The 21,606-nt window shown below is 66.6% G+C and carries 20 protein-coding genes and 1 pseudogene; 10 read left to right on the top strand and 11 right to left on the bottom strand.

Annotated features, from left to right (window positions below; translation table 11 throughout):
- Positions 1-45 precede the first annotated feature (45 nt).
- On the top strand, positions 46-2,424 hold the full coding sequence (locus C7I55_RS15610; protein WP_106513949.1) for a hybrid sensor histidine kinase/response regulator: 2,379 nt from the start codon (positions 46-48) through the stop codon (positions 2,422-2,424).
- On the opposite strand, the gene C7I55_RS15605 is transcribed toward C7I55_RS15610, so the two are convergent.
- From C7I55_RS15605 to C7I55_RS15590, 4 genes are read right to left on the bottom strand one after another with little or no spacing between them, the layout of a single operon-like run.
- Complete coding sequence (locus tag C7I55_RS15605; RefSeq protein ID WP_106513948.1) at positions 2,425-3,897, bottom strand: efflux transporter outer membrane subunit; 1,473 nt, start codon at positions 3,895-3,897, stop codon at positions 2,425-2,427. It abuts the gene before it with no gap.
- An 11-nt stretch (positions 3,898-3,908) separates the two neighbouring features.
- Positions 3,909-7,082, bottom strand: coding sequence for an efflux RND transporter permease subunit (locus C7I55_RS15600; protein ID WP_106513947.1), 3,174 nt, complete (start codon positions 7,080-7,082; stop codon positions 3,909-3,911).
- 54 nt (positions 7,083-7,136) lie between these two features.
- A complete protein-coding gene (locus C7I55_RS15595; protein WP_106513946.1) occupies positions 7,137-8,405 on the bottom strand; it encodes an efflux RND transporter periplasmic adaptor subunit in 1,269 nt (422 codons plus the stop codon).
- 12 nt (positions 8,406-8,417) lie between these two features.
- The gene (locus C7I55_RS15590) at positions 8,418-8,780 is read right to left on the bottom strand and encodes a hypothetical protein (protein WP_106513945.1); all 363 of its coding nucleotides are present in this window, start codon (positions 8,778-8,780) and stop codon (positions 8,418-8,420) included.
- 121 nt (positions 8,781-8,901) lie between these two features.
- Between C7I55_RS15590 and C7I55_RS15585 the strand changes: the two genes are divergently transcribed.
- On the top strand, positions 8,902-9,516 hold the full coding sequence (locus C7I55_RS15585) for a TetR/AcrR family transcriptional regulator (protein WP_106513944.1): 615 nt from the start codon (positions 8,902-8,904) through the stop codon (positions 9,514-9,516).
- Positions 9,517-9,538: 22 nt separating this feature from the next.
- Here the strand turns inward: C7I55_RS15585 and C7I55_RS15580 are convergent, their stop codons facing one another.
- From C7I55_RS15580 to C7I55_RS15565, 4 genes are all read right to left on the bottom strand, one after another.
- A complete protein-coding gene (locus C7I55_RS15580; RefSeq protein ID WP_106513943.1) occupies positions 9,539-10,591 on the bottom strand; it encodes a methyltransferase domain-containing protein in 1,053 nt (350 codons plus the stop codon).
- A gap of 66 nt (positions 10,592-10,657) precedes the next feature.
- Complete coding sequence (locus C7I55_RS15575; RefSeq protein ID WP_199192847.1) at positions 10,658-11,053, bottom strand: SRPBCC domain-containing protein; 396 nt, start codon at positions 11,051-11,053, stop codon at positions 10,658-10,660.
- Positions 11,054-11,125: 72 nt separating this feature from the next.
- Complete coding sequence (locus tag C7I55_RS15570) at positions 11,126-11,536, bottom strand: VOC family protein (protein ID WP_106513942.1); 411 nt, start codon at positions 11,534-11,536, stop codon at positions 11,126-11,128.
- Positions 11,533-11,859, bottom strand: coding sequence for an ArsR/SmtB family transcription factor (locus tag C7I55_RS15565; protein ID WP_106513941.1), 327 nt, complete (start codon positions 11,857-11,859; stop codon positions 11,533-11,535). The genes C7I55_RS15570 and C7I55_RS15565 overlap by 4 nt, the downstream gene beginning before the upstream one ends.
- A gap of 116 nt (positions 11,860-11,975) precedes the next feature.
- Between C7I55_RS15565 and mscL the strand changes: the two genes are divergently transcribed.
- The 3 genes from mscL to C7I55_RS15550 all read left to right on the top strand — a co-directional run bounded on the left by mscL (position 11,976) and on the right by C7I55_RS15550 (position 13,843).
- Positions 11,976-12,404 carry a large conductance mechanosensitive channel protein MscL gene (gene mscL / locus C7I55_RS15560; protein ID WP_106513940.1) on the top strand — a complete coding sequence of 143 codons (429 nt, stop codon included), beginning with the start codon at positions 11,976-11,978 and terminating at the stop codon, positions 12,402-12,404.
- Between the two features lie 80 nt (positions 12,405-12,484).
- Entirely contained in the window at positions 12,485-13,069 is a 585-nt protein-coding gene (locus C7I55_RS15555; RefSeq protein WP_199192846.1) for a nitroreductase family protein, read from the top strand.
- Positions 13,070-13,291: 222 nt separating this feature from the next.
- Entirely contained in the window at positions 13,292-13,843 is a 552-nt protein-coding gene (locus tag C7I55_RS15550) for a DUF308 domain-containing protein (protein ID WP_146151041.1), read from the top strand.
- A 23-nt stretch (positions 13,844-13,866) separates the two neighbouring features.
- On the opposite strand, the gene C7I55_RS15545 is transcribed toward C7I55_RS15550, so the two are convergent.
- Together C7I55_RS15545 and putA are read right to left on the bottom strand one after the other, a co-directional pair.
- Complete coding sequence (locus tag C7I55_RS15545; protein WP_106513937.1) at positions 13,867-14,580, bottom strand: Bax inhibitor-1/YccA family protein; 714 nt, start codon at positions 14,578-14,580, stop codon at positions 13,867-13,869.
- A gap of 190 nt (positions 14,581-14,770) precedes the next feature.
- On the bottom strand, positions 14,771-17,863 hold the full coding sequence (putA, locus tag C7I55_RS15540) for a bifunctional proline dehydrogenase/L-glutamate gamma-semialdehyde dehydrogenase PutA (protein ID WP_106513936.1): 3,093 nt from the start codon (positions 17,861-17,863) through the stop codon (positions 14,771-14,773).
- 101 nt (positions 17,864-17,964) lie between these two features.
- Here putA and C7I55_RS15535 point away from each other — a divergent pair, with 101 nt between their 5' ends.
- From C7I55_RS15535 to C7I55_RS15515, 5 genes are all read left to right on the top strand, one after another.
- The gene (locus C7I55_RS15535; protein WP_106513935.1) at positions 17,965-18,417 is read left to right on the top strand and encodes an Lrp/AsnC ligand binding domain-containing protein; all 453 of its coding nucleotides are present in this window, start codon (positions 17,965-17,967) and stop codon (positions 18,415-18,417) included.
- Between the two features lie 150 nt (positions 18,418-18,567).
- Entirely contained in the window at positions 18,568-19,023 is a 456-nt protein-coding gene (locus C7I55_RS15530) for a MaoC family dehydratase (RefSeq protein WP_106513934.1), read from the top strand.
- The gene (locus tag C7I55_RS15525) at positions 19,020-19,571 is read left to right on the top strand and encodes a carboxymuconolactone decarboxylase family protein (RefSeq protein WP_158266444.1); all 552 of its coding nucleotides are present in this window, start codon (positions 19,020-19,022) and stop codon (positions 19,569-19,571) included. The genes C7I55_RS15530 and C7I55_RS15525 overlap by 4 nt, the downstream gene beginning before the upstream one ends.
- 2 nt (positions 19,572-19,573) lie before the next feature.
- On the top strand, positions 19,574-20,755 hold the full coding sequence (locus C7I55_RS15520) for an acetyl-CoA C-acyltransferase (protein ID WP_106513932.1): 1,182 nt from the start codon (positions 19,574-19,576) through the stop codon (positions 20,753-20,755).
- A 220-nt stretch (positions 20,756-20,975) separates the two neighbouring features.
- Positions 20,976-21,227 carry a hypothetical protein gene (locus tag C7I55_RS15515; protein ID WP_106513931.1) on the top strand — a complete coding sequence of 84 codons (252 nt, stop codon included), beginning with the start codon at positions 20,976-20,978 and terminating at the stop codon, positions 21,225-21,227.
- 268 nt (positions 21,228-21,495) lie between these two features.
- Here C7I55_RS15515 and C7I55_RS28510 read toward each other — a convergent pair.
- Positions 21,496-21,606, bottom strand: a pseudogene (locus C7I55_RS28510) (IS630 family transposase); the annotation flags it as partial.

The following is a 21,606-nucleotide window of genomic DNA, read 5'->3' as shown; positions in this document are numbered from 1 at the left end:
GATCCTCGCTAAGGGGATCGCCGGAACGCCATCGGGGGAGTGCGGATGAAGGAGGCCAATCAGATGATATCGGCGTCCTTCATGGACAGCAGCCACTTCCACAGCTTTGCCGAGGCCTTGCCGGTGATCTGCTGGGTGGCCGAGCGCGACGGACGGGTGCGCTGGATCAACGGCCGCTGGCGCGAGCAGACCGGCGAGGAGCCGCACGACCTCGAATCCCATCGGCCGCTGGTCGACGCGGTGCGAGAGCATGGGACGAAAAACGTCGCTTTTGCAGTCACCGCGGACTTGCACCATGCCGGTGGCGGCCTCCGCGCCTTTCTCGTGTCGGCGCGTCCGGTGCGTGGCGCGGACGGGGCGATCGCTTACTGGATTGGCACTGCGATCGAAGCCGGAGACGGCCTCGACCGCACCCAGGCGTTCCTCCTCCGCCTGGGTGATGCGATCCGTGACGAGTTCGACCCGGAGACCATCCTCACCATTGTTTCCGATCAGATCGGTGCCGAACTCCACGCCGACCGAATTGTCTTCGCGACGATCGATTGGGATGCCGGGCTGATGCGGGTTGGTCGTGATTGGCGTGCCGACGGGCCGGTTCTGTCCGCGCACGACTATCCGATGACGGACTTCCCGGACGATTATCTGCGGGCGCATGGGCGCGGCGAGCCGCTCGTCTCGTTCGACGTCGGCACCGACGAAGACGTCTCCCCGGCCATGCGCGCCCGGTTCCACGACGTCGGCGTGCAGGCGTTCGCAAGCGTGCCGCTGGTCAAGGGCGGCGTCCTGCGAGCGATCATGTCCGCCCAGCAATTCAGGCCGCGGCGCTGGACCGCGGCCGAGCTCCGCCTGCTCGACGAGGTGGCAGAACGGACCTGGGCGACCCTGGAGCGCGCCCATGCGGATGCCGCACTTCGCGAGAGCGAACATCTCTTCCGCACCGTCACCGAAGCGCATCCGGTCCCCGTCGTCATTGCCCAGAATGGCGGCGTCATCCTCGGCAATCCGGCCTTCTACGAGATGATGGGCGTTCCCGAAGGCGACGAACGGGCGGTCGATCCGATCCGCTGGACCAAGGATGCGGAAGCGTTTGCCGAGTTTCTGGAATTCGTGCGGACGCATCCGAAGCACGACAATTACGAGGCCGAGTTCCTGCGCGACGGGGCACGCTTTCCGGTGTCGATGAACTGGCGGCGGATCACCTACAAGGGCGCTCCGGCGGTGATCGCGTCGATCGTCGACCTGACGGAGCGCAAGCGCGCCGAGGAAGAGCTCGCCCGCTCCCGAGACGCGCTGCACCAGGCGGAGAAGCTCACCGCCTTGGGCAGCCTCCTTGCCGGAGTCAGCCATGAGCTCAACAATCCGCTGACCATCGTTACCGCGCAAAGCGCGTTGCTGGAGGAACTGGCCGAGGGCACCGAGTTCGCGACCCGGGCCGAGAAGGTGCGCCGGGCCGCCGAACGCTGCTCCCGGATCGTCCAGACCTTCCTCGCCATGGCGCGCCAGAAGGCGCCCGAACGGCGCAGCGTCGAAGCTCGCGAGATCGTCGAGGCGGCACTCGATCTCACCGAATATTCGCTTCGCACGGCCGGCATCGAAGTCACCTGCGAGATCGTTCCCGATCTGCGGCCGCTCCATGCCGATCCCGATCAACTCCACCAGGTCCTGGTCAATCTGATCGTCAACGCGCAGCAGGCACTTCAGGAGCAGAGCGGCGCCCGCCGCCTCGCCGTCCGGGTGGGGCCGTCAGGAGACGGCAGCAAGGTCTGCATCGAGGTTGAGGATAACGGGCCGGGCGTGCCGGACGAGATCCGCCGACGGGTGTTCGAGCCGTTCTTCACCACCAAGCCGCAAGGCAGCGGCACCGGTGTGGGCCTCAGCTTCTCGCTCGGTCTGGTCGAGGCGCATGGCGGCAAGCTCGAGCTGATCGAGACGGATGGCGGCGGCGCCTGCTTCCGGCTGACGCTGGAAGTCGCCGGAATCGTCGAGGCGCCGCTGCGGCAGGCGGAACGGCTGATCCCGGAGGTCACCCACCGCGGCACCGTGCTCGTCGTCGACGACGAGGCGGATGTCGCCGAAGTCCTCGGCCTGTTCGCCGAACGCGCCGGCTACACGGTCGAGATCGCCGCGAGCGGTTGGGACGCAAAGGCGCGGCTGGAAGAAGCGGACTTCGACGTGATCGTATCCGATCTGCGAATGCCGGGTCTCGACGGACCCGCCCTGTTCGACTGGATCGCGTCCGAAAAGCCGCATTTGCTGCCACGCATCGGGTTCGTCACCGGCGACACGCTGAGCGAGGCGGCGGCCCGCTTCGTCGAGCGCTGCGGGCGACCGATCATCGAGAAGCCGTTCAGCGGCGAGAGCGTTCGCAAATTGCTGGCCGAGCTGGTGCCGAAATCCGTCTCGGCGAGACCGCCGATCGCCTGATCAGCGGCTCGCCGCCAAGGTGCCGCCGTTCGGCGGCGTCGCTCCCTGCCGGACCGCCGCGACGCTCTGATCCGCCGACCAGCCGCCGCCCAGCGCCCGAAACAGATCGATCTGCGCACTCGCGATGCGGGCTTCGGAAAGCGCGAGATCGGCTTCGGCTTCGGTGAGGGTGCGCTCGGCATCGAGCACCGACAGGGAATCGGACCGGCCAGCGCGTAACCGGGCACGCTCGATCTCGGCCGCACGATTGGCCGCGTCGCGGGCGGAGGCCAGCGCCTCCCGACGGTCGATGGCGTTGCGGTAGGCCGACAGGGCGGTCTCGGTCTCGCGCAGCGCCTCGAGCACCGCACCGTCGAAGCGCGCGAGGGCCGCATCGGCAGAGGCCTCGGAGGCCCGGATGCGGGCACGCACCGCTTCCTGGTTCGGAAACGACCAATTGATCAGCGGGCCGAGCAGGAAGCGGAAGGCGCCGCCGGTGAACAGATCGCCGATCGAGGTCGCGGTGGCGCCGATCGAGCCGCCAAGGGTGATGTTGGGATAGAGATCGGCGGTGGCGACGCCGATCCGTGCCGTTTCCGCGGCCAGCCTGCGCTCGGCCTCGCGCACGTCCGGCCGTCTGGCGATAAGCCCTGCCCCATCCCCGACCGGAATCGCGCGATCGAGCTCGAGGATGGTCCGGCGCGCGCCCGCACTCGGGGACAAGGAGGCGGGCGCGCGACCGGTGAGCGCGGCGAGGCGGAACAAGGCCGCGTCGCGCTCAGCTCGAAGCGTCGGCAATTCGGCACGCTGCTGGTCGCGCAGAGAGGTAACGCGAACCACGTCGAGCCGCGTGCCAAAGCCGGCTTCGAACCTTCGTTGAGTGACACCGAGCGTACGATCGATCAGCGCCAGGCTGCGCTCGGCAACGTCGAGCCGCTCCGCGGCGGCGGCCGCATCGGCATAAGCACGGGTCGTCTCCGCCGCGACCGTCAGCTGGACGGCGTGGCGGATCTCGGCGGTGGCGGCGACGTCGGCACGGGCTGCTTCGATCGACCGGCGGACCCGGCCGGCAAGATCGACCTCGTAGGAGACGTCGAGCCCGCCGTCGAAGCTCCAATCCTCACGATCGGTGCCCGGTAGGACCTGATTTTCGGAGACACGGCCATAGCCGGCGCCCGCGCCGACATTGGTTTGCGGCAGGCGCTGAGAGCGTGTTTCACGAAGCAGGGCCCGGGCGCGATCGAGATTGGCCGCCGCAACCCGCAGATCGGTGTTGGCCCGGAACGCGTCGGCGATCAGGCCGTCGAGCACCGGATCCTGGTAGAGGCGCCACCAATCCCCCTCGGGGGCCTCCAGGGTGAAGGCCGGATGATTCGCGCCGAGCAGAGGCGCGGTCGCAGCGGACTGCACTTCGGGACGCACATAGTCCGGGCCGGCGGTGCAGCCGGCGAGCGCCAGCAGGCTCGCCATCAGAGGGATTTTGAAACGGGACATGGTCTGGTTCCTCATTCGGCCGGCTGCAGTACGGGGGCGGCGTCCGGGCGCCGGCGGCGCCAGGGCAGGCGCGCGCGCAGCGTGCGGCAGGCGACATAGAAGGTCGGCGTGAAGACGAGGCCGAAGAAGGTCACCCCGATCATGCCGAAGAAGACGGCGGTACCGAGCGCCTGGCGATGCTCTGCCCCCGCGCCGGTTGCGGTGACCAGCGGGACCACTCCGAGAATGAACGCGAAGCTGGTCATCAGGATCGGCCGAAGCCGCATCTGCGACGCCTCGATCGCGGCATCGATCGCGCTTGCCCCGGCCTCCTCGGCCTGCTTCGCGAATTCCACGATCAGGATCGCGTTCTTCGCCGCCAGGCCGATCAGCACGATGAGGCCGATCTGGGTCAGGATGTTGTTGTCCATCCCCCTCAAGTTGACGCCCGCCATCGCGGCCAGCAGCGTCATCGGCACGATCAGGATTACCGACAGCGGCAGCATCAGGCTTTCGAACTGGGCAGCAAGCACCAGGAAGACGAACACCACCGCCAGTCCGAAAACGAGCGCGGCGACATTGCCGGCGGCCTTCTGCTGGAAAGCGAGATCGGTCCATTCGCCGCGGAAGCCTGCCGGCAGATCCTGCGCCAGCCGCTCCATCGTCTTCATCGACTGACCGGTCGAGTAGCCCGGTGCGGTCTCGCCATCGACTTCGACCGCGCGGAAGAGGTTGAACCGTACGACGCGATAAGGCCCGGTGCGATCCTCGAACGTCGCGACGGCGCCCACCGGCACCATCCGCCCGGAGTCAGAACGCGTCTTCAATTGCCCAATGTCGGACAGATCGTCGCGCGCCCGGTTCTCGGCCTGAGCAGTGACCCGGAAGGTGCGGCCGAGCAGGTTGAAGTCGTTGACGTAAGCGGAGCCGAGATAGACTTGCAGCGCCTCCCAGACACGCGACGGCGGCACGCCCATCATGTCGGCTTTCACCCGGTCGACGTCGGCATAGATTCGGGGCGTGGCGGTGTTGAACAGGGTGTAGATCTGCGTGAGCCCCTCCGCCTGGTTGGCGGCACCGATCAGCCCGCCCGCGGCCTTTTCCAGCGCCTGGTAGCTCTGGCCTTCACGCGCCTGCACCATCATCCGATAGCCGCCGCCATTGCCGATCCCTTGGATGACCGGCGGGCCGATGACCAGCACCATCGCTTCGTTGATGTCGGCGACAGCGGCACGCATGTCGGCCTGGATCGCGGCCTCGCTGCGGCCCCTCTTGGCGCGATCGCCATAGGGATCGAAGGTGACGTAGGCCGCGGCGGCGTTCGGCGCCTGCGTGTTGGACGCGCCGTCGAAGCCGGCGAACATCACCGCCTCAGCAATACCGTCCACCTTGAGCAGGCGCTCGGTGACCTTCTTCAGCACCTTGTCGGTGCGTTCGATCGACGAACCCGGCGGAAGCTGGACCACGGCAAGCGCATAATTCTGGTCCTGCGCCGGAATGAAACCGCCCGGCGTCATCGAGAACAGGGCGACGGTCGCGGCAATCAGCACACCATAGGTGACGAGCACGCGTCCGCTGCGCCTCAGCAGGGCCGCCGTGGTCTTGCCGTACCAGCCGCTCAATCGATCGAAGGCGCGGTTGAACCGCTCGCCGGCCATGTGCGGATAACGACGCCAGCCGGTGACCACCAGGTCGTGCGTCTTGGGCTTCAGCAGCAAGGCGGCGAGTGCCGGCGACAAGGTCAGCGACAGCAGAAGCGAGATCAGGGTCGCCGTCGAAATGCTGACCGCGAACTGGCGGTAGAATTCGCCGGAGATGCCGGTGAGGAACATCGTCGGCACGAACACGGCGCAGAGCACGAGTACGATGGCGACGAGCGCAACCGCGACCTCGTCCATCGAGCGATGGGCCGCTTCGCGGGGGCTGAGCCCCTTTTCAAGGTTTCGTTCGACATTCTCGACCACGACGATCGCGTCGTCGACGACGATGCCGATCGCCAGCACCATGCCGAACATCGACAGGGTGTTGAGCGAATAGCCGAAGGCCGCGAGCACGGCGAAGGTGCCGACCAGCGAGACCGGAATGGCGATCACCGGGATGATCGCCGCCCGCCAGCTTTGCAGGAAGACGAGGATGACAATGACGACGAGAACGATCGCCTCGAGCACCGTCATCTGGACCGCGCTGATCGATTCACTGATGAATTCGGTTGGATTCCAGACGATCCGATATTCCATCCCCTTGGGGAAATCCTTGGCGGCGTCCGCCAGCTGTGCCTTCACGCCTTCCGCGGCGGCGAGCGCGTTGGTGCCCGGACGCTGGGTGATGCCGAGGATGATCGAATCGGTGTTGGAGAGATAGGCGTTGACCCCATAATCCTCCGCGCCGAGCTCGACCCGGCCGACGTCCGAAAGACGGGTTACCGCGCCGTCGGCGCTGCGTTTGACGATGATCCGCGCGAATTCGTCGGGCGCGGTGAAGCGGCCCTGGGTCTCGACGTTGAGCTGATAGGCGGAGCCGGTATCGAACGGCGGCTGGCCGACCGCTCCGGCGGCGACCTGCACGTTCTGGGCCCGGAGCGCACCGACGATCTCGCCGGCGGTGAGGCCGAGTGCGGAGGCGCGCGCCGGATCGATCCACACCCGCATCGCATAATCACGGGCGCCGAACACCTGGACGTCGCCGATGCCGTCCACGCGCGTCAGCCGATCACGGACCTGGGTGAGCACGTAGTTCGAGACATAAGCGCGGTCGAGCGAGTTGTCCGGCGAAAGGACGTTGACCGCCATCAGCCACGAGGGCGAGGATTTGCGGACGACGACACCCTGCCGTCGGACTTCCTCCGGCAGACGCGGCTGCGCCAGCGCGACCCGATTCTGCACAAGCACCTGCGCCGAATCGAGATCGGTGCCGAGCTTGAACGTCACGGTGATCGTCACCCGGCCGTCGCCCGTCGACTGGCTGGACAGATACAGCATGTCGTCGACGCCGTTGATCTCCTGCTCGATCGGCGCTGCCACCGTGTCGGCGACGGTTTCTGCCGACGCACCGGGATAGTTGGCGCTGACCGTGACGGTCGGTGGGACGACGTCGGGATATTGGGAGATCGGCAGCCCGAAGTAGGCGAACGCGCCGACGATGGTGATCAACACCGCAATGACGGCGGCAAAGATCGGGCGCTGGATGAAGACGTGGCTCAGTCTCATCGTCTGGTCTTTCGAAAATGGGGCCGGCCGCGCGTCAGTGCGCGGCCGGACGGATCAGTTTGCGATCGTCGCCTGGGACGGCGGCGGCGCGAGATCGGGCAATGGGGCAGGCGTAGGCGCGGCATCGGCGAGCTTGGCCTGGCGCACGTTCACCTTCGCACCCGGCTGCGCCATCTGCACGCCATCGATCACCACCACGTCGGCTGGAGTCAGGCCGGAACGGATCGTCCGGAGCGTGCCGACGCGGGCGCCGACGCTCACCGGCCGCGCTTCGACCACGCCGCCCTTGCCGACGACGAGCACGATCTTGCGCGCCTGATCGGTCATGACGGCAGCGTCCGGCACCAGCAGGGCGTCGCGGCGCACACCGGACGCGAGCCGCATGTTGCCGAACATTCCCGGGGTCAGAAAATGCGTCGGATTGGCGACGATCGCGCGGCTGCGCATCGTTCCCGAATCGGCGGCGATGCGGTTGTCGTTGAAGTCGACCCTGCCCTTCCAGCGATAATCGGATTCGTCCTGAAGTCGGATTTCGACTGCGGGTGCCGAACCGGCCTCGCGATTGCGCTGCGAGCGGAGGTACAGTCCCTCGGATCCGTCGAACACGAAATGGATCGGATCGAGCGCGTTGATCGTCGTCAGCAAGGTCTCGTTGGCGGCGATCAGGGTGCCGCCGTGGACGCGGCGATCGGAGATGCGGCCGCCGATCGGCGCCCGGATGCGGGTGAAATCGACGTCGAGCGCACGCTGCTGGACGACGGCATCGAGCGCGGCGACCTGTGCCTGGGCCGAGGCGACCGCGGCGCGACGGGTATCGACCTCCTCACGCGAGATCGCTTCCTCGTCGACCAGCGCACTCGCGCGGGCGAACTCGGCCCGCGCCAGTGCAAGCGCCGTGCGGGCAGCGTTGGCCCGCGCGCGCGCCTCGTTGAGCGCGGCGACGAACGGTCGGTCGTCGATCGTGAAGAGGAGCTGGCCCTGGCGGACGATCTCGCCGTCGCGGAAATGAACGGCCTGGAGTTGGCCGGTCACCCGCGGCTTGATCTCGACCCAGCGGCTCGCCTCGAAGCGGCCGGAATAATCGTCCCACTCGACGATGCTGCGCTGGATCGGCCGGGCCGCGCCGACCGTCGGAATCGGCGGCGGGCCGGCTTGCGCCTTGTCAGCGCCGAACACCGTCCAGGCGCCATAAGCGAGCAGGCCGATGAGCAGCAAGGCGACGCCGATGCGGAGCCGCGCCGAGGTGCGGGAGCGATCGTCGACGGGGACATCCGGCGGGGTCGGCGTGGCGACCCCCGGCCCGGTGGATGGAGAAAGATACATAAGGATGCTCCGTCAGCGTGCGGAGGAAAGGGATGCGGCGACGGCGCGCACCTGAACGGGCGAGAAGCCCGCCGACAGGAAGCGCTCGACGTCGCCGGGCGGCGGCATGCCGTCAGCCAGCCGCACGCGCACTGCGAAGCGGCGCAGCGCCTCGAGCTGCGGATTGGCGAGCGGCCTGGCGTCGGCCAGATCGAGCAGTCGGCCGAGAAGCGCCACGATCAGCCGCGGCAGGCGAAGCCAGCGCTCGGCCTCACGGCGGCCGAGCGCGATCACTTCGCGCTCGATCGGACCGAAAAGCGGCGACTCGGCCACCCATTCCGTAACGTCAGACCGAGTCGCAAGGCCGACCGATTCGGCAAAGTTGCGATTAGCCATTGATTTCCTCCCTGAAATCAGCCACATACCGGAGCGAAGAATGTTACTGACCGGTACGTCCTTACGTGTTACGTACCGTTCAGTAACATTTCGTCAAGGCCTGTTCGGGAATAATTCTGCGATGGTGGCAAAGAATCAGACGGTGGATTGCGGATCGAGCTGCGGCGGACCGCGCAAGAATGCGGCCGCGCGCATCTTCGATACGGCGCGCGAGCTCTTCTATCGCCGTGGCATCCGCGCGGTCGGCGTGGACGAGATCGTCTGCAGCGCCGGCGTCACCAAGCCGAGCCTTTACCGCAGCTATGCCTCAAAGGACGATCTCGTCGCCGCCTGCCTGACCTCCTATGCCGACGAATCCCGGACGACCATCGACGCTAAGCTGGAGGCTGCGGGCCCCGAGCCGCTCGGCAGATTATACGCGTTGATCGATCATTATGCCGGGCAGACCAGCGATCCCGATTTCCGCGGCTGTCCGATGACCAACACGGCGGTGGAATTCCCCGAGGCGGATAATCCCGGCCGCAGCATCGCCGAGACCTGCAAGTCGGAAGTGCGCGACCGGATCCTCGATCTCGCGCGCCAGATCGACACCAAGGAACCGGAATCGCTGACCGACGGCCTGCTCCTGCTGATCGAGGGCGCGTACAGCACCCATCATATCTTCGGGTCTCAGGGCCCCTCGGGCTGCCTGCGCAAATCCGCCGGTCGGCTGATCGAATCCTATCTGAAGCGCTGAGCGCTCCGCTCCGACCGCCTTCTCAGCAGCAAGCGCTTCCGCCAACGGCAGCCGCATCGGCACTGTCGAACGGCAACGCGGTTCCGCACCCCGCGAACACGCCGAAATGGCGGCTGAAATCGCCGAAAAACTCGAAATGCTCGGCGAAGCGGGTTTCCGCGATCATCCGCCAGCTGTTGCCGCACACCGGGAAGATCCGGCCGGTCTCGATGACATGATGCTTGTCGAGCGTGACGCTGCGCTCGGCCCCGGCGATGGTGCCGCGATAACGCACCGCCTGACCGTAATCCTCGCATTGCGGCTCGAGACCGTCGAGCTTGAACAGGCGGTAGGTGGCCGAGAAGAAGCTTATGCCGTCGAGCTTCGCCGAAATCTCCCGGTCGGTGATCGCCAGCGGCCGATCAGAGACGAGCCGCGGATCCCCGAAGCCGCTTGCCTTGGCGAGCGCGACGAAATCGCCCCAGTAGAGCGCGCCGGCGAGGCACTCGCCGTGCAGCACCGGATCGGCGAGCAGCGCCGGCGGCACGCGCCGATCGGCATAGACGTCCGAGAAATAGAGCTCACCGCCCGGTTTCAGCAGCCGGTGGGCGGCACGGAACACCGCACCCTTGTCGGCGACCAGGTTGATCACGCAGTTCGACACGATCAGATCGAAGCTCGCCTCATCGAGCGGCAGTTCGTCGAGACGCTCGATGTCGCCCTCTAAAAAGGCGACGTTGGAGGTGCCATAGCCGAAGCGCTCGCGATGCCAGTCGAGATGGCGCCGCGCGACTTGGAGCTGCTCCGCGGTCGCGTCCACCCCGACGACCCTGCCGCTCTCACCGACGAGTTGCGCCAGCAAATAGGCGTCCTGGCCCGATCCGGAGCCGAGATCGAGCACCGAGAGGCCGCGGATCGCGTCCGGCACCACCAGACCGCAGCCATAATAGCGCCGTTTCACCTCCTCATGGACGTTGGCGAGCGCCGCCCGGACGGTGGGCGGCGGCGCCTCCGTCGTGCAGCAGGCATCGGTGCGCAGGTCCGCGGAGCCGGTGAGGGTCTGGCCGTAATAGGAACGGCTATTCTCGAGATTCATGCGCGGCTCCTGGTCGGGACACGGAGTCCTACAGCATTCGGAGTGTCGAGGAGCAAGCCGGAACGCCTATCGAAGCGCTGCCTGCACGGTCTTTTCCAGGTGCCGGTGCAGGGCCCAGAAGTCGTCGACCCCCCTGCCCGCAATCCTGGCTTCGAGCACGGCGAGGTGCGCCATCCAGCCACCGCCGAAATCGGCCATGCCGGCAGGGCCGGAGATGCCGCTGTGGACCAAGACGAGGCGGGTGCGGCCGCCGAGGTCGGACAGTTCGAAGGTCGCCACCCCTTCCGCGCCGCCATCCCAGCTGAAGGCGAGCAGGTGTGGAGGCTCGTAGCGGAGGACCTTCTCGCGGGCGGCGGCGCCTTTCCACTGCGCATAGCGCTCCGGGTAGGGAACCTCCTCGTCGAAGAGGTTGTCGTGATCGAAGACGAGCTCGACGTCGCCGTCCTGCTCGGGCGCGGCCACTGCCACACCGTTTCGACCGGCGCTTCGAGAACACGTTCCATGCGCAGCGTGTCGGGTGCGACCTGTTCGAAGTCAGCCATGTCGTGCCTCCTTGGGCGTTTCGTAGAGCATGATGAAATTGCCGCAGCTGTCGTCGAACGTCGCCATCTTGGGCATCGCCGCATCGCCGGACGTAGCAGGTCCCTTGAAGACCACCCCGGCGGCAGTGAGCCGCGCATATTCCGAATCGAGATCGTCGACCTGAAAGGCGGTGAGCGGAATGCCGTTCTCCTTCAGAGCGGCCTGAAAGTCCTTCACGAAGGGAAAGGCGTTCGGCTCGAGGGAAATGCGGGCGCCGTCCGGTTCCAGCGGAGAGGCAAGCGTGATCCAGCGCGCACCGCCCGCCGGAACATTCTCCTTCTCGATGAATCCGAGCACGTCCCGATAGAAGGACAGTGCGTGGTCCTGGTCTCCCACGATGATGCTCAGCAAAGTCACTCTCATGAGGCACCCCTTCCAGCGTTGATCAGCATCTCGAGGCGGTCGAGGCGGTCGCTCCAGAGCTGCGCCCACTGACCGAGCCACGCATTGGCTTCCGCGAGCGGCCCCGCCTCGATCCGGCAGAGCTGGAGCCGGCCGGCCTTGCGCCGGGAGACGAGGCCCGCCGCCTCGAGCACCTTCACGTGCTTGGATGCGCCCGCAAAGCTCATCGCGAACGGCTCAGCAAGAGCGCCGACCGATCGCTCGCCGAGCGCGAGCTCCGCGAGCATTGCCCGCCGCGTCGGATCGGCGAGCGCGTGGAAGGTCGCGTCGAGTCGTTCAACCATATGGTTAAATATGCGCCATTCTCCCGGGTGTGGTCAAGCGTCATGCTTGCGGTTGCGCGTCCGCCTCCTGCCGACGATGATGGGTTCGCGGAACCAGATCGTACGGAGGGACAAGAATGTCGGGATTTCGGGATTTCATCGCGCGCGGCAACGTGCTCGATCTCGCGGTGGCGGTGATCATCGGCGCAGCGTTCGGAACGATCGTCACCTCGCTGACCAACGACCTGCTGATGCCGGCGATCGGCGCGATCATCGGCGGCCTCGATTTCTCCAATTACTTCCTGCGCATCGGCGCGATCCCTGCCGGCTTCACCGGCGATCCGACCAGCTATGCGGCGCTCAAGACCGCCGGGGTGGCGGTGATCGGCTACGGCAGCTTCGTCACCGCCGTCGTCAACTTCCTGATTCTCGCTTTCATCATCTACCAGATCGTCCGAATGGCGAAGCGGCTGAACGGGCCGAAAGCCGATCCGGCACCGCCGCTTCCGTCCGACGAATTGGTGGTGCTGCGCGAGATACGCGACGCCCTTCGCGAACGCCCCTGAACCGGAAAGAATCGCACCAGCCCGTTTGTTCTTCGGCGTGCTCCGCCTGGAGCATGTCCAAGCTTGGCCGATGAGGAATGATGATCGAGCGCGAGCCAACCTTCCCGATCGATCCCCTGTTTCTCGAACGCTGGTCGCCGCGGGCATTCGACGGAGCCGAAATCCCGCACGACGCTCTGATGGCGATGTTCGAAGCGGCCCGATGGGCGCCGTCCGCGTTCAACGCCCAACCCTGGCGCTTCCTCTACGCGCGGCGTGGCGACGAGCATTGGCCGCGCTTCCTCGATCTGCTGATTCCGTGGAATCAGGCATGGGCGAAGGGCGCCGCCGCCCTGGTGTTCATGCTGTCGGACACGCTGACGGAGACCGAGTGGGGCGGCACGCAAATCTCCCACAGCCACAGTTTCGATGCCGGCGCGGCCTGGGCCTGCCTGGCGCTGCAGGCAGCGAAGCTCGGCTACCAGGCGCATGGGATGAGCGGCATCGAGCTCGATCGCGCGCGGGCCGACCTTGACGTGCCGGAACGGTTCAGGATCGAAGCGGCGGCCGCGATCGGCAGGCCCGGAGATCCTGCGACCCTGCCCGAGTCATTGCGTGCGCGGGAGGCGCCGAGCAACCGCCGGGCGCTGGAAGAAATCGTCTTCCACGGCCGCTTCCCCGGGTGAAGCATCCACCGCGGACTTGTGCGCCGCGATGTTCTGGTCAACCATGAGGTGCCAGTCACCCGCGAAGTCCTGCTCACCCACGAGGGTTCGCGGAGGAAACGGAAGATTCGGCACCCCTATTCAGCCGCCGACGAGAAGGCACGCAGGGACTAAGGCGCCGCCGGCGATCGAGGCGGTGGCTGCCAGCTGATACACAGAGGGACTTTCACTTGGAGGTGCCGCGTGGCCGGTGATACAGGAAGAACGCTTCTCATCCTCACTGCGGGGGCTGCGATCATGCTGCTCGGGCTTGCCGCGCTTGCCTTCCCCGTCGTCGCGCGCCTTCCGGCCGGCGCCTTCGTCGGCTGGCTGCTGCTTGCGGCGGGGCTGCTCGAACTCGCAGCAGCCTTTGTATTTGCCGGCACCGGCCGGACCGGCGCGGGCGCTGCGGCGGCAGCGACGACGATCGCCGGTGCGCTGTTCCTCGCCAACCCCTCGATCAAGCTCGTTCCCGGAGTGTGGATCGTCACGATCTGGCTGGCGCTGCGTGGCGCGATCCTGCTCGTCACCGGCTTCAGGACTCGCGGCGAAGTGCGGCCGCTCGGACTTTATGCCGGCGCCTGCGATCTGCTGCTCGCTTTGGCCTTGCTGCTCGGAATGCCGGTCTCGGCGATCGTGCTGCTGCTGTTCGGGCCGTCGCCGGAGATGAGGGCCGGCTTCGCGGTCGTGCTGACCGCAAGCTTTTTCGTCACCGGCGCCTCCCTGATCGCGATCGCGCGCAGCCGGCTGCGCTGAGCCGGCTGCGCCTGACGATCGCCCTACTCGTCGCGCTGGCCGAAGAAGGTCAGCAGCAGTTGGAAGAGATTGACGAAGTTCAGGTAGAGCGAGAGTGCGCCCATGATCCCGAGCTTCTCGGCATGCGGGGTCCCGGCATATGCGACGTACATCGATTTCGCCTGCTGCGTGTCCCAGGCGGTGAGGCCGGTGAAGACCAGCACGCCGGCAATCGACACCGCCATCTGCAGTGCGCTCGAGCCGATGAAGACGTTGACCAGGCTGGCAATGACGACGCCGATCAGACCCATGAACAGGAAGGTCGACCATTTGGTCAGATCGCGCTTGGTCGTGTAGCCCCACAGACTGACGCTGAGGAACATGCCGGCGGCGATGAAGAAGGTCCGTGCGATGCTGGCGCCGGTGAAGACGAGGAAGATGCTTGCCAGCGACACGCCCATTACGGCCGCGAAGGCGAAGAAGGCCATGCGCGCCGAGCCGACCGACATCCGCTCCATTCGGAACGACAGGAAGAAAACGAACGCCAGCGGCGCGAACATCGCTACCCACTTGAGCGGTGTTCCGAAGATCGCCTGAACCAGCGCCGGCGTGCTCGCGATCCCGAACGCGACGAGGCCGGTGATGACCAGGCCTACGCCCATATTGTTGTAGATGGCCAGCATGTGCCGGCGCAGGCCGGCGTCGAAAGCCGCGCCGGAGACGGGCGTCGGCCGATATTGTGCGGAAGGTGTATTCATCGCGTCACTCCCATCGAAAACTCGTTCGATCGAGCATGCTGCGATGGGAGGAGGGAAACGCCACCTGAACCAGCATCGAGCTTGCTCGATGCGGTCCGACATCACGATCGCCTGAAGGGGCGACCGCCAGAGGGGCCCGGTCCGCAGCTCCTATCTACGATATTTTCGACGCGGTTCAAGACCTTGCCGCTCAAAGCCCGACATCCTCCAGGCTGAGCAGGGTGGCGTTGCCGCCGGCACTGGTCGTGTCGGTGCTGGTCACCCGCTCCGCGCAGAAGCGCGGCAGGTAATGGGGTCCGCCGGCTTTGGGGCCGGTGCCGGACAGGCCTTCGCCCCCGAACGGCTGCGAGCCGACGATTGCGCCGATCATCGAGCGGTTGACGTAGAGATTGCCCGCCGTCGCGAGATCCTCGACCGTCTCTGCGGCCCGCGCAATGCGGCTGTGGAGACCCATGGTGAGGCCGAAGCCGGAGCGGTTGACCCGCTCCACCGTTTCGGCGAGCTGGCCGGCTTTCCAGGTGGTGACGTGCAGCAAGGGACCGAACCACTCCTTGCGGACGTCCTCGATACGGTCGACCTTGATCAAAGTGGGCGGCACGAACAGCCCCTGACCGGGCACCTCGACACTCTTCACCCATCGGGCGCGGGTCGCCTCGCGGTGGCCCATCAGCCGTTCGTAGGCGCCTTGGTCGATCACCGGGCCGACGTCGGTCCGCGGATCGGCGGGATCGCCGATGACCAAAGTGTCCATCGCTCCGGCAAGCATTTCGAGCGTGCGCTCGGCAATCTCCTCCTGGAGCAGGAGCATGCGCAGCGCCGAGCAGCGCTGGCCGGCCGAGCGGAAGGCCGAGGTCACGACATCGACCACCACCTGCTCGGGCAGAGCGGTGGAATCGACGATCATCGCGTTGATTCCGCCGGTCTCGGCGATGAACGGCACGATCGGCCGTTCCTCGTCGTCGAGCAGCGAGCGGGCGATGCGCTTCGCCGTCGCAGTCGAGCCGGTGAAGGCGATCCCCGCGATGCGGCTGTCCTCGACGAGAGCCGCGCCCATGTCAGGCCCCCCGGCGGCGAGCACCAGCACGTCCTCGGGGATGCCGGCGCCGTGGGCAAGGCCGACCGCGAAGGCGGCGATCTCGGGAGTCTGCGGTGCCGGCTTGGCGACGACCGCGTTGCCGGTGACGAGCGCTGCGCTGACCTGGCCGAGGAAGATGGCGAGCGGGAAGTTCCACGGTGCGATGCACACCCAGACGCCCCGGCCCTTCATGCGCAGCACGTTCTTTTCGCCGGTCGGCCCGGGCAGCTCGATCGGCTGCAGGCCGGTGCGCGCCTGCTGTGCGTAGTAACGGCAGAAATCCACCGCCTCGCGCACTTCGGCGAGCGCATCGGGGATCGTCTTCTTCGCCTCCTGCACGCAGATCCGCATCAACGCATCGCGCTCCTGCTCGAGCAGATCGGCGAGACGGTCGAGACAGTGGGCACGATGATCGATCCCGGCAGCATCCCACGCCGGGAAGGCGGAAAGCGCCCGGGAGACATGCGCCTTGGCTTCGGTTGCGCAGTCCGCCCAATTCTCGCCCGCGGAGGTGATTGCCTTCCTCTCCCCTTCAGGGGGGAGGGTCGGGGAGAGCGGGAGTCTGTCCGAAGCCGCGCCGCCCTGCGGGACGTCCCCTCTCCCGGTGACTCCCCTGAAGGGGAGAGGCGCCACGGCCTCCGCAACGCGCTTGAGCTCGACGCGATCGGCGAGGTCGATGCCCTGGCTGTTGCCGCGGGTCGGCTGGAACAGGTCGGTGGGAAGTGGAATGCCGGGATGTCGGCTGCCGCCGACCGCGGCGATCTTGGCGACCGGATCGGCGAGGATGTCGGCATCGCTCAACCGCTCGTCGGCGAGCTGATGGACGAAGCTCGAATTGGCGCCATTTTCCAGCAGCCGGCGAACGAGATAGGCGAGCAGATCGCGGTGGCCGCCGACCGGCGCATAGATGCGGGTGTGATAACCCTGCTCGCGGACGAGCTGCTCGTAGAGTCCCTCGCCCATGCCGTGCAGGCGCTGAAATTCGAAGTCGCGGCTCTCGCCCGCCCATTCGAGGATGGTGGCGACGGTCAGCGCATTGTGGGTCGCGAAGGCCGGGTAGACGTTCTTGGCCGCCAGCATGTCGCGCGCGCAGGCGAGATAGGACACGTCGGTCGAGGCCTTGCGGGTGAAGAGCGGGTAATCGGCCAGACCCTGCTCCTGTGTGCGCTTGATTTCGCTGTCCCAATAGGCGCCCTTGACCAGGCGCACGGCGATGCGGCGGCCGGTGGCGGCGCCGACCGCGTCGGCCCAGGCGAGCACCGGGCGGCAGCGCTTGCCATAGGCCTGCACCGCCATGCCGAGCCCATCCCACCCCTTGAGCGAAGGCAGACCGGCCACCGTCTCGATGATGTCGAGGCTCATCTCGAGCCGCTCGCTCTCCTCGGCATCGATGGTGAAGGCGATGCCGAATTCCTTGGCGAGCACGGCCAGCGCCTCGACCTGCTCGATCAGCGACGAAACCGAGCTTTCATAATGGGCGACTTCGTAGCGCGGATGGAGCGCCGACAATTTGACCGAGATGGAATGGCCGCGGCCGGCGACCTTGCCAACGGCGCGGATCGCCTGGTCGTAGGACACGAAATAGCGCCGGGCATCCTCGAAGGTCCGGGCGGATTCGCCGAGCATGTCGAAGCTTGCCGTGAAGCCCCGATTCTCCTTCTTGTCCATGCGGCCGATCGCTTCCTCGATCGTCCGGCCCATCACGAAAATTTCACCCATCAGCCGCATCGCGGCGCCGACCGCCTGGCGGACGAACGGCTCGCCGGCACGGGAGAACAGGCGCTTGAGCGCACTCGCCTGCTCGCTCTCGCCGACCAGGGCGCGGCCGATGACCAGACCCCATGTCGCCGAATTGACCAGCTTGGAGTGCGATTTGCCGGCATGGGCGCGCCAATCGGCGTTGCCGAGCTTGTCGGCGATCAACGAATCGGCGGTCTCCGGATCGGGGACGCGCAGGAACGCCTCGGCGAGCGACAGCAAGGCAACCCCCTCGGAGGTGTTGAGGCGATATTCCTGCAGGAACTGGTTGACCCAGCCCGACGATTGCGCCGCCCGCAACTCGGCGAGGATTCCGAGCGCGCGGGATTCCACCCGGCGCCGTGCCTCGGGCGTGAGGGCGGCATCGCGCAACAGCGGGATCAGGATTTCGGGTTCGGCGGCCCGGTGAAGGCGGCGAATGGCATCGCGGTGGCTCGGAGTCGTCAGCATGCCGCAGGAATAGCTTGTTCGCGGCCGAAAATCTGACGTAATTTGACCCATGCGCGCGAGAGAACCCGAAGATCCTTCGGTTTGGCGCTCGAAAGACGAATATGCTGTCCGAAAGTGACAAGAAGATCCTCCGCATCCTTCAGCAGGAAGGGCGGATCACCAACCATGAGCTCGCCGCGCGCTGCGGCATGTCGCCCTCCGCCTGCCTCGAGCGTCTGCGGCGGCTGCGCGAGCGCGGCTACATTCTCGGTTATGCCGCCCTGCTCAATCCCGAGAAGCTGGGCCAACCTCTTCTGATCTTCATCGAAGTGACGCTCGACCGGACTACCGGCGATGTCTTTCGCGAATTCGCCGAGGCAGTCCGCGGCCGGCCCGAGATCGTCGAATGCCACATGGTCGCGGGCGGTTTCGATTACCTTCTCAAGCTGCGAATGCCCGACATGACCAGCTACCGCACCTTTCTTACCCATCTCGCCGAGATGCCGGGGGTGCGGGAGACGCGCAGCTATCCGGTGATCGAAGAGGTGAAGAGTGGGGTCGCGCTGCCGCTGTAACGAAAAAAAGTCGCGGCACCGATGGCAGCATGCCGTAACGTCGCCCCGGGCCGCCTTCTTCGCGGCGGAATCGGAAGGGTTGAGTCCGCCCTCCCGGCGGTTCTACGACGCAATCCACCGCGGAACGGCGCGGCCGAGGAGAGTGCGGATATGCCGCTTGCGACGATGGACCAGATCCGGGCGAGGGTGGGTGAGGAGATCGGCATCTCGCCCTGGATCCCGGTCGATCAGAACGCGATCGACGCCTTCGCCGACGTTACCGGCGACCATCAGTTCATCCACACCGATCCCGACGCCGCGGCCAAGACCCCGTTCGGGGGCACCGTCGCCCACGGTTTCCTGACCCTGTCGCTGCTGAGCCAGATGGCGGCCGGGGTCATGCTGGTGCCAAGCGGCCTCAAGATGGCGGTCAATTACGGCTTCGAGCGGGTGCGCTTCATTGCGCCGGTCCGCTCGGGGCGGAAGGTGCGCGGGCGGTTCGTCCTCACCGCAGCCGAGGAGAAACGGCCGGGCCAGTGGCAGTTCGTCCACGCAGTGACGGTCGAGATCGAAGGCGAGGTCAAGCCGGCGCTGACCGCCGAATGGATCGGGCAGGTCTTCGTGTGAGCAGGATCAAGCCCCTCGAAGCGCCCTTCCCGGATTGGTTCGCGGAGGCGATGGCGAAGGTCATGCCCCCCGGCGTGCCGCCACTGGCCTTGTTCAGGAGCATCGCGACATCCGAGCGCGCCTGGACCAAGTTCAGCGCCGGCTCGCTGCTCGACAAGGGCCCGCTTTCGCTCCGTCAGCGCGAGGTCGTTATCGATCGGACGACGGCGCGGTGCGGGTGCGACTATGAATGGGGAATTCATGCGGCGCTGTTCGCACGCCGCGCAGACCTCAGCGAAGCGCAGCTCGCGGACAGCGCAGCCGAGAGCATCGATCCGGGCCTGTGGGCCGACGACGAGATCGTCCTGCTGGCGACGACCGACGCATTGCTCGATCGCAAGCGGCTGGAGGATGCCGAATTCGACCGCTTGCGCGCGCATTTCTCCGACTCCCAGATCCTCGAGATCGTCCAGCTCGTCGCTTTCTATCACGGCGTATCGCTGATCTGCGGAACGCTCGCGCTTGCGCCCGAACCGGGCACGCCCACTTTGCCTTTCAAAGGAGTTTGACCATGGCCACTCGCGAAGCCGTCATCGTTTCGACCGCCCGGACGCCGATCGGCAAGGCCTATCGCGGCGCGTTCAATGCCACGCCGTCGCCGACCCTTGCAGCGCACGCCATCCGGGCGGCCGTGGAACGCGCGAGGATCGACCCGGCGGAGGTCGACGATTGCATCATCGGAGCGGCGATGCAGCAGGGCGTGCAGACCACGATCGGCCGCACCGCCGCGCTGCGTGCAGGCCTTCCCGTCACCGTCTCGGGCATGTCGATCGATCGGCAATGCTCGTCGGGTCTGATGTCGATCGCGACGGCGGCGAAGCAGATCATCGTCGACCGAATGGACATCGCGGTCGCCGGCGGGGTGGAATCGATCTCGCTCGTGCAGACTCCGGAGATGCGGCTCGGTTCCGACCCCGAATTGTTGTCGATGCACAATGGCGTCTACATGCCGATGATCCAGACCGCCGAAGTGGTCGGCAAGCGCTACACCGTCAGCCGCGACCGCCAGGACGAATATGCGCTCCGCTCGCAGCAGCGCACCGCCGCGGCGCAGGCGGCCGGCAGGTTCGACGACGAGATCATCCCAGTCACCGCCACGATGAAGGTCACCAACAAGGAAAGCGGTGAGACCTCGATGCAGGAGGTCACCCTCGCCAAGGACGAGGGCAATCGGCCGCAAACCACGATCGAAGATCTGAAGAAGCTGCACGCCGTGATGGGACCGGAAGGCGCGATCACCGCCGGCAACGCCTCGCAGCTTTCGGACGGCGCGTCGGCCTCGGTGCTGATGGAAGCCTCGGTCGCCGCCGCGCGGGGGCTGACGCCGCTCGGCCGCTATGTCGGCATGGCCGTCGCCGGCACCGATCCGGACGAGATGGGCATCGGCCCGGTCTTCGCCGTGCCCAAGCTGCTCGGGCGGTTCGGGCTTGGCGTCGACGATATCGGGCTATGGGAACTGAACGAGGCGTTCGCGGTCCAGGTGCTCTACTGCCAGGATCGGCTCGGCATCCCCGACGATCGGCTCAACGTCAACGGCGGCTCGATCTCGATCGGCCACCCCTACGGCATGTCGGGTGCGCGGATGACCGGTCATGCGCTGATCGAAGGCAAGCGCCGGGGCGTGCAGTGGGTGGTGGTGACGATGTGCGTCGGCGGCGGCATGGGCGCCGCCGGCCTGTTCGAAGTGCTGTAACTCCGGACGAGGCGCCGGGGCCGAAGCACCGCCCGTGAGGCTGCGGTCGGGGCGCCGGGCACGCCCTGGGGCCTGCTGGTGGTGCTCGCCCTGTGGGCGGCTGCCGCCTGGCTGGGATGGCGGCTCCGGCTGAGGCTCGCCGCCTGAACTTCTCTTCGCACGCTTGGAAACCCGCCGCCGCCTCCTCCGTTATCAAGGCGAAACGAAGGAGGTTGCACTAATGCCCGTATCGAACACGTCCATCGTCGAGCGGATCGCGCGGGTGATTGCCGGGCGGGTGGTGAGCATCAATGCCGAAGGCGCCGACCCCTCGGCCGGCCCGCGGGTCGACGAGATCTGGCGAGATTATGTCGACGACGCCCTGTCCGTGTTGCGGACGTTGCGCGAGCCGGACCAGATCATGGCCGACGCGGGCAATGTGGAGACCTGGGAACGAATGGTGCTCGCCGCGCTGGAGGCCGAGACCGCCTGATCCGTCCGCGCCGCGTCGACGACGCGCGGCGCCCCGCAAGAAACAAGAGGCCGCCCGGTTGCCCGGACGGCCTCTCCATTGTCAGCCGGTTGCGGCCGTAATCCTTAGGCGCGAGCCTCCGCGGAGGCCGCGCTCACCAGATCAGCCGCGTTCGGCATGTGACAATGAGACATCAGACCACCTCCTTTCAGTTGTTGAACACTGATCGAGAAGATGGGACGGAAAAGTAGGTTTTCAAGTAGGATCAGTCGGTTAGAGCATGATCATCTTAGACTGAAGCATATCCGCTGTTTGCGAGGTAGTTTGCGCATTCGACGGGGTCGAAGCAGTCGAGGAGGGTTCCGATGCGCTTCCAGCAGGCTTCGACGGTGCGCTCCTC

This window comes from Allosphingosinicella deserti (assembly GCF_003012735.1).
GTDB classification, from domain to species: domain Bacteria; phylum Pseudomonadota; class Alphaproteobacteria; order Sphingomonadales; family Sphingomonadaceae; genus Allosphingosinicella; species Allosphingosinicella deserti.
Note: the sequence above shows the minus strand (reverse complement) of the source record. Positions and strands in the feature narration are given on the sequence as shown.

What these genes read in the sequence shown, in the direction of transcription:
- C7I55_RS15595 (WP_106513946.1), bottom strand. Translation starts at nt 8,405, where the DNA reads ATGTATCTTTCTCCATCCACCGGGCCGGGGGTCGCCACGCCGACCCCG.
- C7I55_RS15565 (WP_106513941.1), bottom strand. Translation starts at nt 11,859, where the DNA reads ATGGTTGAACGACTCGACGCGACCTTCCACGCGCTCGCCGATCCGACG.
- C7I55_RS15555 (WP_199192846.1), top strand. Translation starts at nt 12,485, where the DNA reads ATGATCGAGCGCGAGCCAACCTTCCCGATCGATCCCCTGTTTCTCGAA.
- C7I55_RS15535 (WP_106513935.1), top strand. Translation starts at nt 17,965, where the DNA reads ATGCTGTCCGAAAGTGACAAGAAGATCCTCCGCATCCTTCAGCAGGAA.
- C7I55_RS15530 (WP_106513934.1), top strand. Translation starts at nt 18,568, where the DNA reads ATGCCGCTTGCGACGATGGACCAGATCCGGGCGAGGGTGGGTGAGGAG.
- C7I55_RS15570 (WP_106513942.1), bottom strand. Translation starts at nt 11,536, where the DNA reads ATGAGAGTGACTTTGCTGAGCATCATCGTGGGAGACCAGGACCACGCA.
- C7I55_RS15580 (WP_106513943.1), bottom strand. Translation starts at nt 10,591, where the DNA reads ATGAATCTCGAGAATAGCCGTTCCTATTACGGCCAGACCCTCACCGGC.
- C7I55_RS15605 (WP_106513948.1), bottom strand. Translation starts at nt 3,897, where the DNA reads ATGTCCCGTTTCAAAATCCCTCTGATGGCGAGCCTGCTGGCGCTCGCC.
- C7I55_RS15590 (WP_106513945.1), bottom strand. Translation starts at nt 8,780, where the DNA reads ATGGCTAATCGCAACTTTGCCGAATCGGTCGGCCTTGCGACTCGGTCT.
- C7I55_RS15520 (WP_106513932.1), top strand. Translation starts at nt 19,574, where the DNA reads ATGGCCACTCGCGAAGCCGTCATCGTTTCGACCGCCCGGACGCCGATC.
- C7I55_RS15545 (WP_106513937.1), bottom strand. Translation starts at nt 14,580, where the DNA reads ATGAATACACCTTCCGCACAATATCGGCCGACGCCCGTCTCCGGCGCG.
- mscL (WP_106513940.1), top strand. Translation starts at nt 11,976, where the DNA reads ATGTCGGGATTTCGGGATTTCATCGCGCGCGGCAACGTGCTCGATCTC.
- C7I55_RS15515 (WP_106513931.1), top strand. Translation starts at nt 20,976, where the DNA reads ATGCCCGTATCGAACACGTCCATCGTCGAGCGGATCGCGCGGGTGATT.
- C7I55_RS15585 (WP_106513944.1), top strand. Translation starts at nt 8,902, where the DNA reads ATGGTGGCAAAGAATCAGACGGTGGATTGCGGATCGAGCTGCGGCGGA.
- C7I55_RS15610 (WP_106513949.1), top strand. Translation starts at nt 46, where the DNA reads ATGAAGGAGGCCAATCAGATGATATCGGCGTCCTTCATGGACAGCAGC.
- C7I55_RS15600 (WP_106513947.1), bottom strand. Translation starts at nt 7,082, where the DNA reads ATGAGACTGAGCCACGTCTTCATCCAGCGCCCGATCTTTGCCGCCGTC.
- putA (WP_106513936.1), bottom strand. Translation starts at nt 17,863, where the DNA reads ATGCTGACGACTCCGAGCCACCGCGATGCCATTCGCCGCCTTCACCGG.